The 19,479-nt window shown below is 72.4% G+C and carries 15 protein-coding genes; 3 read left to right on the top strand and 12 right to left on the bottom strand.

What is annotated here, in order from left to right; genetic code table 11:
• Positions 1 to 5: 5 nt before the first annotated feature.
• The 6 genes from rosag_RS09385 to rosag_RS09360 form a co-directional block, all read right to left on the bottom strand.
• Entirely contained in the window at positions 6 to 974 is a 969-nt protein-coding gene (locus rosag_RS09385) for a flagellar biosynthesis protein FlhF (RefSeq protein ID WP_284349838.1), read from the bottom strand.
• A complete protein-coding gene (gene flhA / locus rosag_RS09380) occupies positions 964 to 3,072 on the bottom strand; it encodes a flagellar biosynthesis protein FlhA (protein WP_284349837.1) in 2,109 nt (702 codons plus the stop codon). Before flhA ends, rosag_RS09385 begins: the two co-directional genes overlap by 11 nt.
• A complete protein-coding gene (locus rosag_RS09375; protein WP_284349836.1) occupies positions 3,069 to 4,160 on the bottom strand; it encodes an EscU/YscU/HrcU family type III secretion system export apparatus switch protein in 1,092 nt (363 codons plus the stop codon). The genes flhA and rosag_RS09375 overlap by 4 nt, the downstream gene beginning before the upstream one ends.
• The gene (fliR, locus tag rosag_RS09370; protein ID WP_284349835.1) at positions 4,157 to 4,945 is read right to left on the bottom strand and encodes a flagellar biosynthetic protein FliR; all 789 of its coding nucleotides are present in this window, start codon (positions 4,943 to 4,945) and stop codon (positions 4,157 to 4,159) included. Before fliR ends, rosag_RS09375 begins: the two co-directional genes overlap by 4 nt.
• A 5-nt stretch (positions 4,946 to 4,950) precedes the next feature.
• A complete protein-coding gene (fliQ, locus tag rosag_RS09365) occupies positions 4,951 to 5,220 on the bottom strand; it encodes a flagellar biosynthesis protein FliQ (protein WP_284349834.1) in 270 nt (89 codons plus the stop codon).
• Positions 5,221 to 5,485: 265 nt separating this feature from the next.
• Positions 5,486 to 6,757 (bottom strand): S41 family peptidase, encoded by a 1,272-nt coding sequence (locus tag rosag_RS09360; protein WP_284349833.1) that lies wholly within the window; start codon positions 6,755 to 6,757, stop codon positions 5,486 to 5,488.
• A gap of 285 nt (positions 6,758 to 7,042) precedes the next feature.
• Between rosag_RS09360 and rosag_RS09355 the strand changes: the two genes are divergently transcribed.
• Genes rosag_RS09355 through rosag_RS09345 form a run of 3 tightly spaced genes read left to right on the top strand, consistent with a single transcriptional unit; the run spans position 7,043 to position 12,857 of the window.
• Complete coding sequence (locus rosag_RS09355) at positions 7,043 to 8,539, top strand: TolC family protein (RefSeq protein ID WP_284349832.1); 1,497 nt, start codon at positions 7,043 to 7,045, stop codon at positions 8,537 to 8,539.
• Positions 8,536 to 9,669 (top strand): efflux RND transporter periplasmic adaptor subunit, encoded by a 1,134-nt coding sequence (locus rosag_RS09350; RefSeq protein ID WP_284349831.1) that lies wholly within the window; start codon positions 8,536 to 8,538, stop codon positions 9,667 to 9,669. Before rosag_RS09355 ends, rosag_RS09350 begins: the two co-directional genes overlap by 4 nt.
• On the top strand, positions 9,666 to 12,857 hold the full coding sequence (locus rosag_RS09345) for an efflux RND transporter permease subunit (RefSeq protein ID WP_284349830.1): 3,192 nt from the start codon (positions 9,666 to 9,668) through the stop codon (positions 12,855 to 12,857). The genes rosag_RS09350 and rosag_RS09345 overlap by 4 nt, the downstream gene beginning before the upstream one ends.
• Positions 12,858 to 13,211: 354 nt before the next feature.
• On the opposite strand, the gene fliP is transcribed toward rosag_RS09345, so the two are convergent.
• From fliP to rosag_RS25450, 6 genes are all read right to left on the bottom strand, one after another.
• The gene (fliP, locus tag rosag_RS09340; protein ID WP_284349829.1) at positions 13,212 to 14,861 is read right to left on the bottom strand and encodes a flagellar type III secretion system pore protein FliP; all 1,650 of its coding nucleotides are present in this window, start codon (positions 14,859 to 14,861) and stop codon (positions 13,212 to 13,214) included.
• Between the two features lie 19 nt (positions 14,862 to 14,880).
• Positions 14,881 to 15,294 carry a flagellar motor switch protein FliN gene (gene fliN, locus rosag_RS09335; RefSeq protein WP_284349828.1) on the bottom strand — a complete coding sequence of 138 codons (414 nt, stop codon included), beginning with the start codon at positions 15,292 to 15,294 and terminating at the stop codon, positions 14,881 to 14,883.
• 79 nt (positions 15,295 to 15,373) lie between these two features.
• On the bottom strand, positions 15,374 to 16,411 hold the full coding sequence (locus rosag_RS09330) for a flagellar motor switch protein FliM (protein WP_284349827.1): 1,038 nt from the start codon (positions 16,409 to 16,411) through the stop codon (positions 15,374 to 15,376).
• Between the two features lie 13 nt (positions 16,412 to 16,424).
• On the bottom strand, positions 16,425 to 16,988 hold the full coding sequence (locus rosag_RS09325) for a flagellar basal body-associated FliL family protein (RefSeq protein ID WP_284349826.1): 564 nt from the start codon (positions 16,986 to 16,988) through the stop codon (positions 16,425 to 16,427).
• 298 nt (positions 16,989 to 17,286) lie between these two features.
• Positions 17,287 to 18,798: a flagellar hook protein FlgE gene (locus rosag_RS09320; RefSeq protein WP_284349825.1), complete on the bottom strand. Its 1,512-nt coding sequence runs from the start codon at positions 18,796 to 18,798 to the stop codon at positions 17,287 to 17,289.
• A gap of 190 nt (positions 18,799 to 18,988) precedes the next feature.
• Entirely contained in the window at positions 18,989 to 19,468 is a 480-nt protein-coding gene (locus rosag_RS25450; RefSeq protein ID WP_284349824.1) for a flagellar hook assembly protein FlgD, read from the bottom strand.
• Between the last annotated feature and the right edge of the window lie 11 nt (positions 19,469 to 19,479).

Genomic DNA, 19,479 nt, shown 5'->3' with positions numbered 1-19,479 from the left:
TGTCGTCACGCCGTTGCGCGGGCGCCCGAGGCGCCGCCGCGACGTCGCACGTCTTCGGCAGGACGATCGAGCGTGACAGGCATCACGCCTGTCATCATCGAGGCGAAGCGGCCGAGCGCGGCGAGCAGGCGCGGCGCGCCGGGCGCGAGGTCGGCGGGGATGTCCTGTCCCTCCGCCACCCAGCGCACGGGCAGGTCGAGCTGCGCCGCGAGCGCGGCGACGCCGTCGTCGTCCGGCACCTCGTCGAGCTTCGTGATGAGCGCGTGCGTGACGCCGCGCGGATCCGCCTGTGCGGCGAGCAGTGCATCGAGGCGATCGCGCAGCCCCTCGGCCAGCTCGGTGCGCATCGTCGCGGGGATCACGAGATGCACCTCGTCGGGCGCGAGCGCGGCGAGCAGCGCGCGCCACGGCGCGTCGTCGTCGCTGGTGCGCGGGCCGCGGCCCGGCGTGTCGACGAGGACGACGTCGCAATGCGCGAGGCGCGACAGCGCGCCCTCCACGTCGGCCGCGTCGTAGACGACCTCCATCGGCAGCCGCGCGACCTCGGCGTACGTCTCGAGCTGCGCGACGGCGCCAGCGCGGTAGGTGTCGAGGGTGACGAGGCCGACGCGCTGCGTGCCGAATGCGTGCGCGTTCAGCGCGAGCTTCACGGCCGACGTCGTCTTGCCGGCGCCCGTCGGACCCACCAGGGCCACGACGAGAGGGCGAGCGTCGAGCGTCGAGCGTCGAGCGTCGAGCGGAGCAGACTCGGCGCTCGGCGCTCGGCGCTCGATCGGCGCCGCGGTGGTGCGTCGCACGAAGCGCTGCACGTCGTCGGCCGATGCCGCGAGGGCTTCGACGATCGTCTCGCCGCCGACGCGCAGCACCCGCGTTCCCAGGATCACCGCGTCGTCGCCCAGCTCGCGGCGCGCGCGCGCGCCGACGATCGAGAGCTCCGGCCCGCGGAACGTCTGCCGGACCACGTCACGCCGCATGCTGCATCCCTCCGTGCATCTCCCAGGTGCCCGCGCTCTGCAGCGTGACCTGCGGCGGCAGCTCGGCCAGCGAGACCACCGGCAGCGCCGGCAGCACGGGCTCGATCAGCCGGCGCACGCCGACGCGCAGCGACGGCGGGACGATCAGCGGCAGCGGGCGCCCGTCCAGCGAGCCGCCCAGCGAGAGGTCGTTCAGGTCGCGCAGCAGCGCCGCCAGCCCGTCGGGCGTGAGCAGCCCCATCGCGGGGTTCTGGCCCTGCATGCCGCGCGGCGAGAAGAGGCCGGTGAGCGCCTGCTCCAGGCGCGGGCCCACCGTGATCCCGCGCACCGCACCGCTCGCGTCGGCGAACAGCCGCGCGATGACGTTGCTGAGCGCGCGGCGCGCGAACTCGCACAGGTGCTCCGGGTCCTTCGTCGAGTCGGCGGCGTCGCCGAGCGCCTCGAGGATCGTGACCAGGTCGCGGATCGGCACGCGCTCCTTGAGGAGGCGCTGCAGCACGCGGTGGAGCGTCCCGAGCGAGAGCTTGTTGGGGATGACCTCCTCGACGAGCGCGGGGTGCGACTTCTTGAGGGTCTCCACCATCTCCTGCACGTCCTGGCGGCCCAGCAGCTCGGCGGCGTTGGCCTTGAGCACCTCGATGAGGTGCGTCGCGACGACCGTCGTCGGCTCGACGACCACGTAGCCGTACGTCTCCGCCTCCTGGCGCCGCGTGCTGGCGATCCACTTGGCCGGCATGCCGAACGACGGATCGACCGTGTCCATGCCGTCGATGGCCTGCACCACGCCACCCGTGTCGAGGGCGAGCAGGAAGCGCGGCATCACCTCGGCGCGCGCGACCTCGCTGCCGCGCAGCTTGATGACGTACTCGTTGCTCGGCAGCCGCACGTCGTCGCGGATGCGGATGGGCGGGATGAGGATGCCCAGCTCCAGCGCGCTCTGCTTGCGGAGCAGCGAGATGCGCTCCAGCAGGTCGCCGCCCTGCTTCTCGTCCACGAGCGGGATCAGCGCGTAGCCGATCTCGAGCTCGATCGGGTCGATCTGCAGCAGGTCCTTCATCGGATCCGGCGCGGCCGGCGCGCTCTCGACCGGCGCGGCCTCGATCGCCTCGGCCTCGGTGACGCGGTTCGCCACCGCCTTCGCGGCCGCGCGGCCCAGCGCCGCGGCGCCCGCGGCGAGCGCGATGAAGGGCAGCATCGGCAGGCCGGGGATGAGCGCGAACACGCCCAGCACGCCGGCCGTCATGTAGAGCGAGCGCGGATGCGCGCCCAGCTGCTCGGTGACGACCGTGCCGACGCGCTGGTTGCCGCCGGCGGCGGTGACCATGATGCCGGCCGCGGTGCTCGTGATGAGCGCCGGGACCTGCGACACGAGGCCGTCGCCGACCGTCAGGATCGTGTAGTCGGCGGCCGCCTTGGCGAACGGCAGCCCGCGCTGCACGACGCCGATGAAGATGCCGCCGACGATGTTGATGAACGTGATCAGGATCGCCGCGATCGCGTCGCCCTTCACGAACTTCGACGAGCCGTCCATGGCGCCGAAGAAGTCGGCCGAGCGCGAGATCTCCTCGCGGCGGCGGCGCGCCTCCTTCTCGTCGATGAGCCCCGCGCCCAGGTCGGCGTCGATGGCCATCTGCTTGCCCGGCATCGCGTCGAGCGTGAAGCGCGCCGCGACCTCGGCGACGCGCCCGGCGCCCTTCGTGATCACGACGAAGTTGATCGCGATCAGGATGAGGAAGATGACGATGCCGACCGCGAAGTTGCCGCCGATGACGAAGTGGCCGAACGCCTCGACGACCTCGCCCGCCTCGCCCTTGGAGAGGATGAGGCGTGTCGACGAGACGTTGAGCGCGAGGCGGAACAGCGTCGAGATGAGGAGCAGCGACGGGAAGGAGCTGAACTGCAGCGGGTCGGTCGTGTTGAGCGACACCAGCAGCACGACCAGCGACAGCCCGATCGAGAGCGCGAAGCAGAGGTCGAGCAGGATCGGCGGCAGCGGCACGACGAGCAGGCCGACGACCAGCAGGACCGCGACGGCCATCGCGATCTCGCTCTTCTTCTCGTTGGCGCCGTTGGCGGCGGGCATGACGGCGGTGCTCATGCGGCCGCGCTCCCGCCCCAGCCGGCGCCGGCGCGCTGCCGCTGCTTGATCACGAAGGCGAGCACCTCGGCCACCGCGAGGTAGAGCTCACCGGGGATCATCGTCCCGACCTTGACGCTGCCCACGAGGGCGCGCGCGAGGGGGATGTTCTCGACCACGGGCACCTGGTTGTCGAAGGCGAGGGCCTTGATGCGCTCCGCCACCTTGCGTCGCCCGACGGCGAGCACGTAGGGCGCGGGCGCGACCGCAGGGTCGTACTTGAGCGCGACGGCGATGTGCACGGGGTTCACGACGACGACGTCGGCCTTCGGCACGTCGCGGAACATCTGCTGGCGCGCGCGCTGCCGGCCGAGCTGCCGCATGCGCTGCTTCACCATCGGATCGCCGTCCTGGTTCTTCGACTCCTGCTTGACCTCTTCCTTGGTCATGCGGAGCCCCTGCTCGTGCTGGAAGAACTGCCAGCCGTAGTCGGCGGCGGCCAGCGCGAGGTACGCCATGCCGGCCTTCATCAGCATGCCGATGCTGTACTTGCGCACGATCTCCATCAGCGCGCGCGGCGACTGCATGCCGAGCGTCGTGATGTCGGGCCACGCGGTGCGCAGCACGCTCCACACCGCCCAGCCGACGATCGCCAGCTTGAGCAGCGACTTGAGGAGCTCGATCAGCGACTGCTTGCCGACGATCCTCTTGATCCCCTTGGACGGGTCGATGCGCTCGAACTTGGGCGCGAGCGGCTTGCCGGTGAACGTGCCGCGCGCCTGCACCGCGCCGATGGCGAGCGCCGCGACGGTCATCGCGCCGAGGAACGCGGCCAGCGCGCCCATCGTCTTGAAGCCGACGCCGCGCAGCATGCCCACGGCGGCGGGGCCGGTGAGCGCCGTCGCCGTCGAGAAGCCGAGCCCCGAGCCCATGACGTCCTGCATCGCGCGCGCGAGCCCGGGGCCCGTCGCGTTCAGCGCCGCCGCGGAGGCGAGCAGCAGCACGGCCGCGTTCAGGTCCTGGCTGCGTGGGATCCGCCCTTCTTCCGCCGACTCGCGCCGGCGTTGTTCGGTCGGTTCCTCGGTCTTCTCCTGATCGGAATCGCTCATCGCAGCAGCCCCGCGAAGACGGTCTCGATCGTACCGGCATAGTGGCCGGTCCACCCGGTGAGCCAGGTGGCGGTGAAGGCGAGGGCCGCGACGGTGGCCGAGAGGCCGACCGCGATCTGCAGCGGGAAGGCGATGGTGAGGACGTTCAGCTGCGGCGCGACGCGCGTCAGCAGGCCGAGCGCCACGTTGCCGATGATCGACGCGGCGACGACGGGCGCGGCGAAGCGCAGGCCGAGCACGAACAGGTGCGCGCCGCTGGCGACCAGCGCGGCCAGCCCGTCGCGCACGTTGACGCTGCTCCCCACGGGCACGGCGCGCAGGCTCTCGGCCAGCGCGTCGAGCATCACGAGGTGGCCGTCGACCGCGAGCATCACGGTGACCGCGAACATCTGGCAGAGCTGCGCGAGCACGTTCGAGCTGGCGCCGTTGAGCGGATCGAAGAGCGCGGCGCCCGAGAGGCCGATCGACGTCGTCATCAGGTCGCCCGCCGTCTCGACCGCGCCCACCAGCAGCGCGGCGCCGAGGCCGAGCGCGATGCCGACGAGCGTCTCGCAGAGGAAGGTCGTCGGCGTGATGGCGACGAGCGCCGGGTTGCCCGCGGCCGTGACGCCGGCGTAGGCGACCGGCGCCAGCAGGATCGCCAGCACGACCAGCAGCGACGTCTTGATGGCGACCGGGATCGTCCGGGCCGAGAAGAAGGGCGCCACCAGCAGCAGCCCGCCCACCCGCAGGGCGAGCAGGACGGCCACGGAGCCGGCGCCGGGTGCGAAGAGGTCGAGCGGCACCGCGCTCAGGAGACCAGGGACGGGAGCGACCGGTACAGCTCGGTCGTGTACTTGATCATCAGCTGGAGCGTCCAGGGCAGCGCGATCAGGAAGGTCGCGGCCACCGCGATCAGCTTCGGGACGAACGACAGCGTCTGCTCCTGGATCTGCGTCACCGCCTGGATGACGCTGATGATGAGCCCGATCCCGAGGGCGACGACCAGCATCGGCCCGGCGATGAGCAGGGCGAGCATGATGGCGTTGCGGGCGAGGTCGACGACGAGCTGGTGGCTCACGGCGGCGGGCGGTCGGGGCGGGACGTGCAGGGGAGGTGCAGAGGGGGCGGCGGACCCGAGGGCACGCCGGACGACGGGGACAGAGGCAGGCCGGGTGCCAGCGGCCGCGGCCGTCGACTCACGGCTCAACCCGTTGCCGCACAACGGGATACGAAAAACGAACGGCGCGCCGAGTGGGCGCGCCGTTCGTTCCGTCCGGCAGCTTTTGCCGGGTGCGTGGCGGCGGGATGTGCCGCCGCCGGGCCGTCGGGAGGTCAGGGCAGGGTCAGTGCGTGGCCGGCGCGAGTCGCCGGCTGCCGCCGAAGATCGGGCTCACCGGGAGCCGCTGGCCGGCCTGCAGCTCGTCCAGCCTGGGGGCCGACCGGGCGAAGCCGGGGCGGCCCGTCGGCGTCGCGGACGGGATGCGGGCGAGCGCCGGCTGGTCGGCCGCGTTGGCGCACTCGGGACGAGCCATCAGCCACGCCGTGGCCGCCGCCATCACCGGGTCGTCGGAGCCGGGCACGTTGACCTGATTCGGCCCGACCACCGCCTGCTCCGGCGCGATCGAGTCGCCGTAGACCTTCTGGTTGCGGTCGAACATCACGGTCGCCGTGATGTTGAGGAACGCGCTGTCGGGCGGCAGGTAGACGCCGTAGGGGCCGGTCGTGTAGCCACCGGTCCAGTCGCCGAACGACCGCGACGGCGGCTTCCCCGGGCCCTTGAAGGCGAGGACGATCATCTCGCCCGCGCTGGACGTCAGGTCGCCCTGGAGGATCGCGACCGGGGAGCCCGGCTTCCGCAGCCGGTAGCTGCTGCTGGCGCGGAGCACCTCGAGCGAGTCGTACGGCGCGTCCTGCACGATCGAGACGCTGGCCCCGCTGGTCGTGAAGTAGACGCGGTTCTTGTCCGCGTCCTCGATGCCCAGGAAGCGCCCGTCGCCCAGGATCGGGTTGATGCCGGCGATCATCGCCGCCCAGTAGCCGCCCAGGTTGTTGCGGACGTCGAGGATCCAGCCGCACGGGCCCGCCTGGTCGAGCTGCCGCACGGTCGTCAGGATCGAGTCGGCGCGGCCGACCGGGTTCTTGCCCGTGAAGGGCGAGATGTAGAGGTAGGCGAGCTTCCCCTTCGTGGCGCCGGCGGTCTGGTAGAGCGGGTTGGTCGGCGGCGCGTCCACGCGGCCCGGGGCCACGGCCGGCTCCCAGAAGGCGCTGTGCCGGTCGTTCAGCAGGCGCACCGCGGTGCGGATGCCCGGGTAGGTCTGGGCCGTCGTCTGCGCGCCCTTGGCCGAGTCGGTCGCCGCGGCCCGGAGCTGCGTCCAGTTGATGCGGCTCCGGTAGAGGAAGACCTCCTGCGTGAAGTCGAGCGCGTTCTTCAGGTAGGTCGCGGCGGCCGCCGACATGGCGACCGTGGGCGAGGGCCCGCCGCCGCCGATCGGGTCGAGCGGGTCGGCGCCCTCGCAGGCGGCCGCGGCGACCAGGAGGACGGCGGCGGCGCCGACGGCGCGCGTGGTGCGCGAATGGCGCGACCAGGGGCGGCGCGGGGACGTGGGCTGGGGCATCGTGCTCTCCGGCGGGCGGTCGGATACGGCGGGGCCGGCGGCGGCCCTGCACGGGACGCGGCCACGCGGGACGGGGCGCGAGAATCCCGTGCCGTCACGTGGGCGACCGAAGGAATACCTCGCGCCCCGACGCCGGTTCCGCCAGGGTGGGGCGTGGGCGCCAACGCCCCCTCGCGTGCGCGCGTAGCTTCGAGCGACGGGCGCCGATCGGCGTTCCTCGTGTCGGCGCCGGTCCCCGCCCCGGTCGGCCCGGCGCGCCTGCCTCTCGCGCCTTCCTGCCTCCGCATGTCCCTGGCTCTGATTCCGTGGCCACGCCGGGGGCGTGCGGCCACGGTCTCGCTCCTCGCGTTCGGGACCGCTGGCGTCTCCGCCTGCGCCACCACGCCGCCGCGGCGCGTCGACCACGTCGCCGCCACGCCGGCCGCGCCCGGCGCGGTGTGGACGCCGTCCGCGCCCGCGCAGGCGCCGCTCGCCGCCGCCCGGTCGGCGCCGCCGCTCGACGTGCCGACCGCCGGCATGACGCTGGCCGACGTGCTCGCGCTCGCGCTCCAGAACAGCCCCCAGACCCGCGCCTCGTGGGCCGAGGCCCGCTCGGCCGCCGCGACGCTGGGGGCGGCGCGTGGGCGGTGGCTGCCGACGCTCAGCGCCGACGTCGTCGGCGGACCGGCGCGCGCCATCAGCGCCAACCCCGCGCGCCTCCCGGCGCAGCGCACCACCGTCACGCCGTCGCTGTCGCTGCAGTACCTGCTGTTCGACTTCGGCGGGCGCGCGGGCGCCACCAGCGCGGCGCGCGAGGCGCTCTACGCCGCCGACTTCACGCACAACGCGACGCTGCAGGGCGTCGTGCTGCAGGCCGAGCAGGCGTACTTCCAGTTCCAGGCGGGCACGGGGCTCGTCGCGGCCGCGCGCGCGACGGTCGAGACGGCGCGCGCCAACCTCGCCGCCGCCGCGCGGCGCCACGAGGTGGGCGTCGCGACCATCGCCGACGTGCTGCAGGCGCGCACCGCGCTGGCGCAGGCGCAGCTCGCGTATCAGGACGCGGACGCCGACGCGCAGGCCGCGCGCGCGTCGGTCGCGGTGGCGATGGGGCTGCCCGCCAACGCGCCCTTCGCGATCGCGCCCGACAGCGGCGCCACGCCCGTGCAGGCGATCGCCGCCGACGTGGACGCGCTGATCGCGCAGGCGGTGCGCGGCCGCCCCGACCTCGCGGCGGCCGAGGCGCTGGCGCGGCAGCGCGAGGCGCAGGTGCGCGTCGCGCGCGCGGCGCAGTGGCCGGGCGTCACGGTCGGCGGCGCGGCGGGCCGCAGCTTCTCGAACGCGGAGGCGCTGTCGGGCCGCACCTATGGCCTCACGGTTGGTCTCTCAGTGCCACTGTTCAACGGCCAGCAGCGCCAGTACGACGTCGTGGCCGCGAGCGAGGACGCCGTCGCCGCCGGTGCGCGCGCCGAGCGGCTGCGGCTGGAGACGATCGCGCAGGTGTTCACGTCGTACCACGCGCTGCGCACCGCGACGCAGCGCGTCGGCACGTCGGCCGAGCTGCTGGCCAGCGCGACGCAGTCCGAGCAGGTGGCGCGCGGCCGCTACGCCGAGGGCGTGGGCAGCATCCTCGACCTGCTGACGGCGCAGACCGCGCTCGCCGATGCGCGCGCGCAGGCCGTCCTGGCGCGCTGGCAGTGGTACGCGTCGCTCGCCCAGCTCTCGCGCGACACCGGCGTCCTCGGCCCCACGGGCGAGACGCGCCTGCCGCTCACCTCCGTTCCGTCCCGCGACTCCGACCGATGACGTCCCGCCGCATCCCATTCGCTACTGGCGCGCTGCTCACGATCGCGGCGGCGTGCTCCAAGCCGGCGCCCGCGGCCAAGCCGCCGGCCGCGGTCACCGTGGCGACCGCCGAGCGCCGCGAGGCGCCGTACGTCGTGGTCGCCAACGGCGTCGTCGAGCCGATGCGCACCGTCGCCGTGCAGTCGCAGGTCACGGGCGTGCTGACGGCCGTGCACTTCGCCGAGGGCGACGAGGTGCGCGCGGGGCAGCCGCTGTTCACGATCGATCCGCGGCCGTACGCCGCGGCGCTGCGGCAGGCGCGCGCGGTGCTGGCGCGCGACGAGGCGCAGGCCGAGAGCGCGCGGCGCGAGGCCGAGCGCTTCGCGGCGCTGGTGCAGAAGGACTACGTGACGCGCTCGCAGGCCGACCAGGCGGCGGCCAACGCGGCCGCGCTGCGCGCCGTGCTGGAGGCCGACCGCGCGGCGGTGGAGGCGGCCCGCCTGGACCTGGAGAACGCGTCGATCCGCGCGCCCGTCTCGGGCAAGACGGGCGGGCTGCTGGTGCGCGAGGGCAACCTCGTCCGGCCCGGCACCGGCGCGCCGCTGGTCGTCATCAACCAGATCCGCCCGACGCTCGTGCGCTTCAGCGTGAGCGAGCGCGACTTCCCGGTGGTGCAGCGCTACGCGAGCGACAGCGCGCTGCACGTGCGCGCGACGCCCGCGCAGGCGGGCGCCGAGCCGGTGGAAGGGACGCTGAGCTTCGTCGACAACGGCATCGACACGACGACGGGGACGGTGACGCTGAAGGCGCGCTTCGACAACGCGGCGCGCTCCCTGTGGCCCGGGCAGTTCGTGCAGGTGAGCCTGCAGCTGTTCGTGCAGCCCGACGCGGTGCTGGTGCCCGGCGAGGCGGTGATGACGGGGCAGGAGGGGACGTTCGTGTTCGTCGTCGACGAGAAGAGCAAGGCGCTGATGCGGCCCGTCACCGCCGGCCGTCCGGTCGGGCGCGACGTGCTGATCGAGAAGGGGCTGAAGGGCGGTGAGCGCGTCGTCGTCGACGGGCAGGCGCGCATCGCGCCCGGCGCGACGGTGGAGGTGCGCACCGCGCCGTCGGTCGCGACGCGCACGGAGCAGCCGGAGGCGCGGCCATGAACTTCACGGCGCTCTTCATCCGCCGCCCGGTGATGACGACGCTCGTCATGCTGGGCATCCTCGTCTTCGGCACGATGGCGTACACGCGGCTGGCGGTCAGCGACCTGCCGAACGTCGACTATCCGACGATCACGGTCAGCGCGAGCCTGCCGGGCGCCAGCCCCGAGACGATGGCCGCGGCCGTCGCGACGCCGCTCGAGAAGCAGTTCACGACGATCGCCGGCGTCGACAACATGGTGAGCACCAGCTCCCTGGGCGCGACGTCGATCACGATCCAGTTCTCGCTCAAGCGCAGCGTGGACGCCGCCGCGCAGGACGTGCAGTCGGCGATCTCGAAGACGATGCGCGACCTGCCGCCGGGCATCGTCGCGCCGTCGCTGCAGAAGACCAACCCGTCGGACGAGCCGGTCCTCTACTTCAACCTGCGCTCGCAGACGCTGCCGCTCTCCACGCTGGACGAGTACGGGCAGACGGTGCTGGCGCAGCGCATCTCGACGATCAGCGGCGTCGCGCAGGTGATGGTGTACGGCTCGCAGAAGTACGCGGCGCGCATCCAGCTGGACCCGCGGGCGCTGGCGGCGCGCGGCATCGGGCTGGACGAGGCCGCGCAGGCGGTGGCGCAGGGGAACGCGAACGTTCCCACGGGCGTGCTCTGGGGCCCGAACCGCGCCTACACGCTGCGCGCCGACGGCCAGCTGCAGAACGCCGCGCAGTTCGGCGAGCTGGTGGTGGCGTACCGCAACGGCGCGCCGGTGCGCATCCGCGACGTCGGGCGCGTGAAGGACGACGTGCAGAGCAACCGCGCCGCCGCGTGGTACAACGGCACGCGCTCGATCACGCTGGCGATCCAGAAGCAGCCGGGCACGAACACGGTCGCGGTGGCGCAGGCGGTGAAGGCGCTGCTGCCGACGCTGCGCGCCCAGCTTCCCGCCTCGGTCGAGATCGACACCTTCTTCGACCGCTCGGCCGGCATCGAGGAGTCGGTGCAGGACGTGAAGTTCACGCTGGTGCTGACGATCGTCCTCGTCGTCCTGGTGATCTTCCTCTTCCTGCGCAACGTCTCGGCGACGGTGATCCCCAGCCTCGCGCTGCCGATGTCGCTCGTCGGCACGTTCGCGGTCATGTGGCTGCTGGACTTCAGCCTCGACAACCTGTCGCTCATGGCGCTCACGCTGGCCGTCGGCTTCGTGGTGGACGACGCGATCGTGATGCTCGAGAACATCGTGCGCCACGTCGAGCTGGGGAAGACGCCGATGCAGGCCGCGCTGGACGGCGCCGAGGAGATCGGGTTCACGATCATCTCGATGACCGTGTCGCTGACGGCCGTCTTCATCCCGCTGCTGTTCATGAGCGGGATCGTGGGGCGGCTGTTCCACGAGTTCGCGGTCACGATCGGCATCGCGATCCTGATGTCGGGCTTCGTGTCGCTGACGCTGACGCCGATGCTGTGCGCGCGCTTCCTGAAGCCGGGCGGGCACGACGCGCAGGCGCGCCACAACGCGGTGTTCGACGCCTTCGAGCGCGGCTACGAGGCGGTCCTCGGCGCCTACACGCGGTCGCTGGCGTGGGCCATGAAGCACCGCCGCACGGTGATGGTCGGCTCGGCGGCGACGCTCGTGGGGACGGCGGTGCTCTTCCAGGCGGTGCCGAAGGGGCTCTTCCCGACGGAGGACACGGGGATGCTGCGCCTCTCCACCGAGACGGCGCAGGGCACGTCGTTCGAGTCGATGGTGGCGCACCAGAAGCAGGTGGCGGAGATGGCGCGCAACGAGCCGGGGGTCGCCGTGGCGCTGTCGAACGTCGGCACGGGCTCGGGCAACTCGACGGGCCTGCCGAACCAGGGCCGGCTGACGATGCGCCTGACGCCGCGCGACACGCGCGGGAGCGTGCAGGAGATCGCGAAGTCGCTGGGAGAGAAGCTGACGCACATCCCGGGGATCACGGCGTACATGCAGATCCCGCCGGCGATCAACATCGGCGCGCGGCCGTCAAAGGCGCCGTACCAGTTCACGCTCCAGGGCGCGGACCTGCCGGCGCTGTACGCGGCCGCGCAGCAGATGGAGAGCGCGATGAAGGGGATGCCCGCGCTCACCAGCGTCTCGACCGACCTGCAGGTGAAGAACCCGCAGGCGTCGCTGGCGATCGACCGCGACCGCGCGGCGCGCCTGGGCGTCAGCGTCGAGCAGATCGAGCAGGCGCTGTACTACGCGTACGGCTCGCGGCAGGTCTCGACGATCTACACGCCGAACAACCAGTACTGGGTCATCATGGAGCTCCTGCCGGAGTTCCAGACGGACCTCTCGGCGCTCGACCTGCTGCACGTGCGCTCGCGCAGCGGCACGCTGGTCCCGCTGGCGTCGGTGACGAGCCGCTCGGAGACGATCGGGCCGCAGCTGGTGAACCACACGGGGCAGGTGCCGTCGGTGACGGTGTCGTTCGACGTGCGCCCGGGCTTCGCGCTGGGCGACGCGACGGCGCAGGTCTCGGCCGCGGCGCGCGACATCCCGGACGGGATCGTGACGGGCTTCTCGGGCGCGGCGCAGGTGTTCCAGGACACGCAGCGCGGGCTCGGGCTGCTGTTCGTGGTCGCGATCTTCGTGATCTACGTGGTGCTCGGCATCCTGTACGAGAGCTTCGTGCACCCGCTGACGATCCTCTCGGGCATCCCGTTCGCGGCGTTCGGCGCGTTCCTGGCGCTGCTGCTGACGGGCACGGAGCTGACGGTCTATGCGTGGGTGGGCGTGATCCTGCTGGTAGGCCTCGTGAAGAAGAACGCGATCATGATGATCGACTTCGCGCAGGAGCTGGAGAAGCGCGAGGGGCGCCGCGCGTTCGACGCGATCGTGGAGGCGTGCCAGGTGCGCTTCCGCCCGATCATGATGACGACGATGGCGGCGCTGGTGGGCACGATGCCGATCGCGCTGGGCCACGGCGCCGGCGCCGAGTCGCGCCGTCCGCTGGGCATCGCGGTGGTGGGCGGGCTGGCGTTCTCGCAGCTGATCACGCTGTACGTGACGCCGGTGGTCTACACGTACCTCGACGAGCTGGTGGCGCGGCTGCGGCGCGGGCGCACGGGCAGCGGCGAGGGCGCGGCGGTCGCGCCGGCACCGTCGACGCCGGTCGCGCCGCCCGCGACGCAGCCCGTGGCGGCGTCGGTGATGGCGAGCGCGCCGCATCCGTCGCGCTGATGGAGCCTGGTCCCGCCGGACCCGAACGACAACTGCAAGACAGGATGACAGGATGACCAGGAGGCTCCGCATGGCGCATGGGACGGCGCGCCGCGCGGAGCCTCCTGGTCATCCTGTCTGATGTCCTTTCGGGGCTCACGCGCTGGCCCTGTTGCCTTTGGGGGATGCGGATGCTCCGGATCAAGACGGATGCCTCGGATCGTCCCGCACCGGCGCATGGGACCTCGTCGCCACGCGGAGCGATCCGCATGATCCTTCTTCATCCGAAGGATCCGTATCCTCCCCAAAAGCCACAGGGGCCCGGCGCGTCGACGCGTCCCGAGCCCCTGAATCCGCAGCCCGCAGTCCGCAGCCCTACTTGAAGCTCTGCACCAGCGACTGGATCACCAGCGTCCAGCCGTCCACGAGGACGAAGAGCAGCAGCTTGAACGGCAGCGCGATCATCGCCGGGGGCAGCATCATCATGCCCATGCTCATCAGCACCGAGCTGACGACGATGTCGATCACGATGAACGGCAGGAAGAGCGCGAAGCCGAGCTGGAACGCCGTGCGCAGCTCGCTCGTCACGAACGCCGACATCACCACTACCAGCGGGATCTCGTCCACCGAGGCGGGCGGCGTGGCCGGCTTGCTCATCTCGACGAACGTCTGCAGGTCGCGCTCGCGCGTCTGGCGCAGCATGAACTCGCGCAGCGGCGCCGCGCCGCGGCTCATCATCTCCGCCTGCTCGATGCGCCCCTCCATCCAGGGCTGCAGCGCGACGCGGTTCACCTCCGTCATCGTCGGCGCCATCACGAAGCCCGTGAGCAGCAGCGCCAGCGCGCCGATCAGGTGGTTCGGCGGCGCCGTCTGCGTGCCCATCGCCTGCTTCAGGAAGTGCAGCACGACCAGGATGCGCGTGAACCCGGTCATCATCAGCACGAGCGTCGGCAGGAGCGTGAGGAGCCCCATCATCACGACGACGCCCACCGTGCCGCTCAGGCGCAGCCCCTCGCCCTTGCCGCCCATGCGCACGTCCATCGTCGGCGCGAGGCGCGCGACGAGCGTGTCCACCGTGCCGACCGCGTTCGCGGGCGCCGTGGTGCTCGGCGGCGCCGCCGCGAAGCCCCCGGCGGGCGCCGCGGTGTTGCCACGCGGCGTGGTGCCCGCGCCCACGCGCGCCGCGGCCGAGCGACGCAGCGCGGCCTGACGCAGCGCGGCCTGCACCGTCGCGGCCTGCGCGGCGGCCGTCTGCGGCGCGGCGCTCGGCGCGCTCTGTGCGGCAGCGGGCGCCTGCGTCGCGAGCGCGGGCGTCGCCGGTGCGGCGGGAGCCTGCACCGCGGGCGTCGTGATCGCCGTGACCGCGGGCGGCTGCGAGTCCGTCGGCGCCTGCGCCTGCGCGCGCGGCGCGGCCAGCGTCAGCGCGCCCGCCGTCAGCAGCAGCGCCGCGAGGCGCGTCGAGCCACTCATCGCCATCCCGAGCACCGCGCGGAACGCATCGGCCGCGGGTGCCGCGGGGACCTGCGCCGCGGCGGGCGTCTCGACCGCCGCCTCGGGCAGCGGCTGCGTCACCGCGGCGTCCGTCGTCGCCACGTCCGTCGTCGCGTCGGGCGCGGGCGCCAGCCGGCGCGCGAGCCACGCGGCGCCCGGCAGCGCCTTCAGCTCCGGATGCTGCACCATCGCCATCGCCGTCGCGACGCCGCGCAGCGCGACCGGCGAGCTCGCGAACGGCGTCGGCGCGACCGACGCCGCCAGCACCGCCGCGCGGTCGTCGCCCTCGATCTCGGCGAGCGGCTGCATGCCGCCCTCGCCCACCGCGACGGCCAGCACGCGGTCGCCCACGCGCACCACCGCGATGCTCTGCTTGGGGCCGAGCGGCAGCCGCTGCACCACCTCCATCGGCAGCCTGCCGCGCCCGCTGCCCGCGTTCGGCGCGAAGCGCTTCAGCACGCGCAGCGCGACGAGGAGCAGCGTCAGCACGGCGCCGAGGGCGACGAAGACGCCGAGGGTGGCGCTGAGGCTCATCGGTCGGTCGCTCGGACGCTCAGGCGGCCTGCGGCTGCGGCGCGGCGGCGAAGATGCGCACGATGCGCACGCCGAAGTGCTCGCCCAGCACCACCACCTCGCCCTCGGCGAACTTGCGGTCGCCGACGTAGACGTCGATCGGCTCGCCCGCGAGGCGGTCGAGCTGGATCACCGCGCCGCGCCCGAGGCGCAGGATCTCCTGCACGGTCATGCTCGTGCGCCCCAGCTCGATCGAGACCGGGAGCGACAGGTCGAGCAGCATGCCGAGCGGCACTTCCGAGCCCGCGAACGCGGCGTTGGCGTCGGAGAAGTCCGCGCCCATGCCGTAGTCGGCGGGATTGGGCTCGTCGGACGCGACCTGTGGGATCGGCTGGCCGCTGGCCTTCGCGGCCTGCACGCTGGCGACTAGGGCGTCGATTTCGGCGGGATTCATGAGAGCGCGATGATGCGGAGGACGGAACGGCGGAGGACGAGCGAGCGGAGGACGGAACGGCGCGAAACCCAGGAGCGGATCAGCCGCCGTTGTCCTCGTCGAGTGCGGCGGGCGGCGCGATCTGGTCGAGCAGGCGGACGGCGAGGCGGCGACCCACGCGGCCGGCGGCGCCCTTGCACCGCTCGCGGCCGCCGATCATCACGCTCAGCTCCGCGTCGCGCGGGATGCCGGTGGCGAGCACCTGGCCCGGCGCGAGGTTGCTCAGGTCGCGCAGCGACATCTGGAACTGCGGCAGGCGCGCGGCGACCGTCACCGGCGTGGCGCGCAGCGCGCGCTCGGTGCGCAGGCGCGCCTCCTTCTGCTCGCGCTCCGTGCCCGCGACGCCGCCCACGCGGCGCTGGCCGCTGGACTGGAAGAACTTCTCGAGCACCGCGAACGGGAGGCAGATCAGCAGCAGCGAGCTGGCCTGGCCGGCGACGACCTCGATGTTCGCCACGAGGACCGGATCCTCGCGGTTGGCGATCTGCAGGATCTCGGGGCTCGACTCGAAGCCGGTGACGTTCAGCTCGAGCGGGACGTGGTCGAACCAGATCTCCTCGAGCAGCTGCGCGGTGCGCTCGCCGACCGTGCGCACGGCCAGGCGCTCCACCGGCGACAGCGCGCGCCCCGGGATGCTCGGCGTGCCGCCGCCGCCGAACAGGCGGTCGATGAGGAAGTAGGCGAACTCGTGGCCGACGTCGATCACGCCCTGCACGCCGCCGCTGCCCTTCACGTCGAAGATGTACGTGGCGCAGGGCGTCGGGAGCGAGAGCGCGAACTCGCCGAACGAGAACTGCTCGACGCTCTGCAGGCGCAGCTCGACGTGGCCGCGCGCGCGCGACACGAGCCACGCCTCGAGCGACTTGCACAGGCGCTCGTACATCGCCTCCAGCGTGCGCAGGCGCTCCTTGGAGACGCGGTGCGGCCGGCGGAAGTCGTAGACCGACATCTCCTGCTCGAGCGTCACCGCGCCGGACTGCGCGCCGCCGCCGAACGTGTTGCCGGCCGACGGCAGCGCCGCGCCGGCGCCGCCGAGCAGGCGGTCGATGTCGAACTGCGAGAGCATGTCGGAGGACATCGTCGCGCCCGGGCTACTGGATGACGAACTGCGGGAAGTAGATCCGGCGGATGACGCCCTTCTTGTCCGGGAACAGCTTCCCGGCGACCGTCTTCAGCTCGCTCTTCAGCGAGTCGCGCTGCGCCATGTCGGCGAGGTACTCCACCGACTTCGCGCCGACGGACTGCAGCACCACGTCGCGCAGCTCGGCGTCGCGCGACTTCATCGCCTCCAGCGTCGCGGCGTCCTTCAGCTCGAACGCGATCGTCAGCAGCAGGAAGCGCTGGCCGCCCGACTGCGCGGGGTTGAGCACGAGGTTGTCGATCGTGTGCACCGGCTTGGCCGCGGCGCCCTCGGCTCCCTCCTCGCCATGCTCCGCCTCGCCCTCGGCCAGCTTCGCCGAGTCGGCGGCGGCCGCGGCGGCCGCCGCGTGCGGCACGAGCTTCTGCGCGACCAGCGGGCCGACCGCGAACGCGCCGGCGGCCGCGCCGGCGGCGATGCCGCCGACGACGGCGAGGATCAGCGTCAGCTTGGAGGCGCCCTTGGCCGGCGACGCCTCGTCGGCGGCGGGCACTTCGGACTCGGGAGAGGCAGCCATGGCGGGAGCGGGACGGGCGGGGAGCCCGTGGCGGGGCAGGGAGCAGGGGACGAGCGCGCGGTGGCGCTCGGCCAGGGGAAAGGCAGGGCCGGTGCCAGGCGGCGGGCACCCCGCTGCCCGTGGCTAACTGCTTGAGATATCGGCGCTTGGGCGTTTCCGGCGGCGGCGGGTCCGGACGCACGAACGCGCCGGCCGGCAGGAACTGCCGGCGGCGCGCGCGGAAGGAACTGCCGGGCGAGCGTCGAGCGTCGAGCGTCGAGTGGAGCTGCCTCGACGCTCGACGCTCACCGCTCGACGCTTACCGCTTCAGCCCCATCAGCTCCTGCAGCATCTCGTCCGAGGTCGTCACGACCTTGGAGTTCGCCTGGAAGCCGCGCTGGGCGATGATCATGTTCGTGAACTCCTGCGCCAGGTCGACGTTCGACATCTCGAGCGCGCCGGAGGTCATCTGCGATTGGCTCCCCTCGAGCGCGAAGCCGAGCACCGCGCCGCCCGAGTTGGCCGACTCCTGGTACATGTTGTCGCCGACGCGCAGGAGGCCCGACGGGTTGTTGAAGTCGGCGAGCACGATCTGGCCGAGCGGCGTCGTCGTGCCGTTCGTGAAGAAGCCGGTGATGAGGCCCGTGCGGTCGATCGAGAAGTTCTGCAGCTGGCCGGCGGTGTAGCCGTTCTGGTCGCGGAGCACCGCGGTGCTGGCGGTCGCGAACTGCGTCAGGCCGTTGACGCCCGAGCCGACCTGCAGCTTCACCTGCACCGGCAGCGCGCCCGGCACCGCGAAGTCGATCGACGGCATGTCGGCGGGCGGGATGATCGTGCCGGCCGAGTCGAAGGTGAAGGTGCCGGTGTTGGCGCCCGCCTCCGGGTCCGTCGGGTTCATGTGGTAGTGGATCTTCACCTGCGAGCCGGCCGGGATCGACGCCTCGAACTCGATCTCGCCATCGGCGTTGATCGTGTAGTCGTCGGGGTTCTTGTACGGCACGCCCGAGGGGCTCGTGACCTCGATGTTCGCCTCCTGGATCTCGTAGCCGTCCGGGAGGCCGCTCGCCGCGTCGGTCGGCAGCGGGTAGTTGCCGTCGACGACGTAGTCCACCGAGGCGGCGCTGACCATCGGGTCCATCTGCCAGTTCCACGTGTTCGGGCCCGTCTTCCAGTACTGGATCTTGACGTCCCACTTCGTGCCCTGCGAGTCGAACACGCCGAGCGTCGTCTCGGTCCACGCCTTCGCGTTCTGCGGGTCGGCGCGGCCAGCGTCGTCGAAGTCGCCGACGAACGTGGGCGCGGCGGCGTTCAGGTTGCCGCCCATCGTCATCTCGGTCGTCGGCTTGGCCGAGACCTTCTGGCCGAACGGCAGCTTGATGTCCTGGATGCCGTCCTCGAGCTGGCCGTTGTCGTACATGCGGCCCTGCACCACGAAGCCGTTGGTCGGCGACACCAGCTTGCCGTCGGCGTCGAGCTGGAAGTTGCCCGAGCGCGTGTAGTAGCTCTGGTTCCCCTTGCGCACCACGAACAGCGAGTCGCCCTGGATCGCGAGGTCCGTGCTCTGGCCCGTCGTCTCGATGTTGCCCTGCGTGTAGAGCTGGTCGATGGACCCGATCTGCATGCCGAGGCCGACCTGGATCGGGTTGATGCCGCCCTGGTCTCCAGGCGGACGGCTGGCGCCGGCGAGCAGCTGCGCGAAGCCCTCCTTGAAGGTCACGCGGCCGGCCTTGAACGCGACCGTGTTAACGTTCGCGATGTTGTTGCCGATAACATCCATACGGACCTGGTGATTGCGCAGGCCCGAGACGCCAGCAAAGAGGGAGCGAAGCATGGGGGGTCGACTCCGGGGGCGTTGAGAGGAAGGACAGGGGAGGACGGCCGAACGCGGAGCGTGTTGCTCGCCAGGCGTCGTGACGTGGCAGCGTCACGATGCAGCGTCTATCGACGCGCGAGCCACGGTTCGCGTTTCGCCGTTTACGCGTATTGCAGCGAGAAATTCGTGAAGTTCTGCGCGCGGTGCATCACGACTTGATCGACAGAACCGCGCCGAACGGGAACTCGTACTGGCCCATCGTCAGCACCGGGCCCTCGGGCGTGAAGCGCACGCCGTCGACCGTGCCGCGCAGCACCGTGTTCGGCGGCGCCGGGTTGCCATTCGCGTCGACGGCCTGCGACGAGTCCACTTCCACCGACTTGCCGAGCGCGCCGAGCGTGAGGCTGCCGCCGAGCGACTCGAGCAGCGCGCTCTGGCCCGCGGCCTGGTTCGACATCGTCTCGTTCAGCGTCACGAGCTGCTCGACGCTCGAGAACTGCGCCAGCTGCGCGGCCATCTGCTGCCCGTCCATGGGCGAGAGCGGATCCTGGTTCTGCATCTGCGCGACCAGCATCTTCAGGAACTCGTCCTTGCCGAGCTTTCCCTTCGGGTTGCTCGGGATCACGCCGGGCGTGGTGGGCTCCAGGGAGCCCATCGGGGGCGCGGTCGTCGTGCCGTTGATGGCCATGGTGTCTCGGG

It is taken from the genome of Roseisolibacter agri, from assembly GCF_030159095.1.
Classification (GTDB): Bacteria; Gemmatimonadota; Gemmatimonadetes; order Gemmatimonadales; family Gemmatimonadaceae; genus Roseisolibacter; species Roseisolibacter agri.
The sequence above is the reverse complement of the archived record's forward strand: the minus strand, read 5'-3'. Positions and strand labels throughout refer to the sequence as shown.

Coding starts and splice junctions, on each gene's coding strand:
- rosag_RS09330 (WP_284349827.1), bottom strand. CDS start 16,411: ATGTCCTCCGACATGCTCTCGCAGTTCGACATCGACCGCCTGCTCGGC.
- rosag_RS09375 (WP_284349836.1), bottom strand. CDS start 4,160: ATGAGCGATTCCGATCAGGAGAAGACCGAGGAACCGACCGAACAACGC.
- rosag_RS09320 (WP_284349825.1), bottom strand. CDS start 18,798: ATGCTTCGCTCCCTCTTTGCTGGCGTCTCGGGCCTGCGCAATCACCAG.
- rosag_RS09350 (WP_284349831.1), top strand. CDS start 8,536: ATGACGTCCCGCCGCATCCCATTCGCTACTGGCGCGCTGCTCACGATC.
- fliP (WP_284349829.1), bottom strand. CDS start 14,861: ATGAGCCTCAGCGCCACCCTCGGCGTCTTCGTCGCCCTCGGCGCCGTG.
- rosag_RS25450 (WP_284349824.1), bottom strand. CDS start 19,468: ATGGCCATCAACGGCACGACGACCGCGCCCCCGATGGGCTCCCTGGAG.
- rosag_RS09325 (WP_284349826.1), bottom strand. CDS start 16,988: ATGGCTGCCTCTCCCGAGTCCGAAGTGCCCGCCGCCGACGAGGCGTCG.
- flhA (WP_284349837.1), bottom strand. CDS start 3,072: ATGAGCACCGCCGTCATGCCCGCCGCCAACGGCGCCAACGAGAAGAAG.
- rosag_RS09355 (WP_284349832.1), top strand. CDS start 7,043: ATGTCCCTGGCTCTGATTCCGTGGCCACGCCGGGGGCGTGCGGCCACG.
- rosag_RS09385 (WP_284349838.1), bottom strand. CDS start 974: ATGCGGCGTGACGTGGTCCGGCAGACGTTCCGCGGGCCGGAGCTCTCG.
- rosag_RS09345 (WP_284349830.1), top strand. CDS start 9,666: ATGAACTTCACGGCGCTCTTCATCCGCCGCCCGGTGATGACGACGCTC.
- rosag_RS09360 (WP_284349833.1), bottom strand. CDS start 6,757: ATGCCCCAGCCCACGTCCCCGCGCCGCCCCTGGTCGCGCCATTCGCGC.
- fliN (WP_284349828.1), bottom strand. CDS start 15,294: ATGAATCCCGCCGAAATCGACGCCCTAGTCGCCAGCGTGCAGGCCGCG.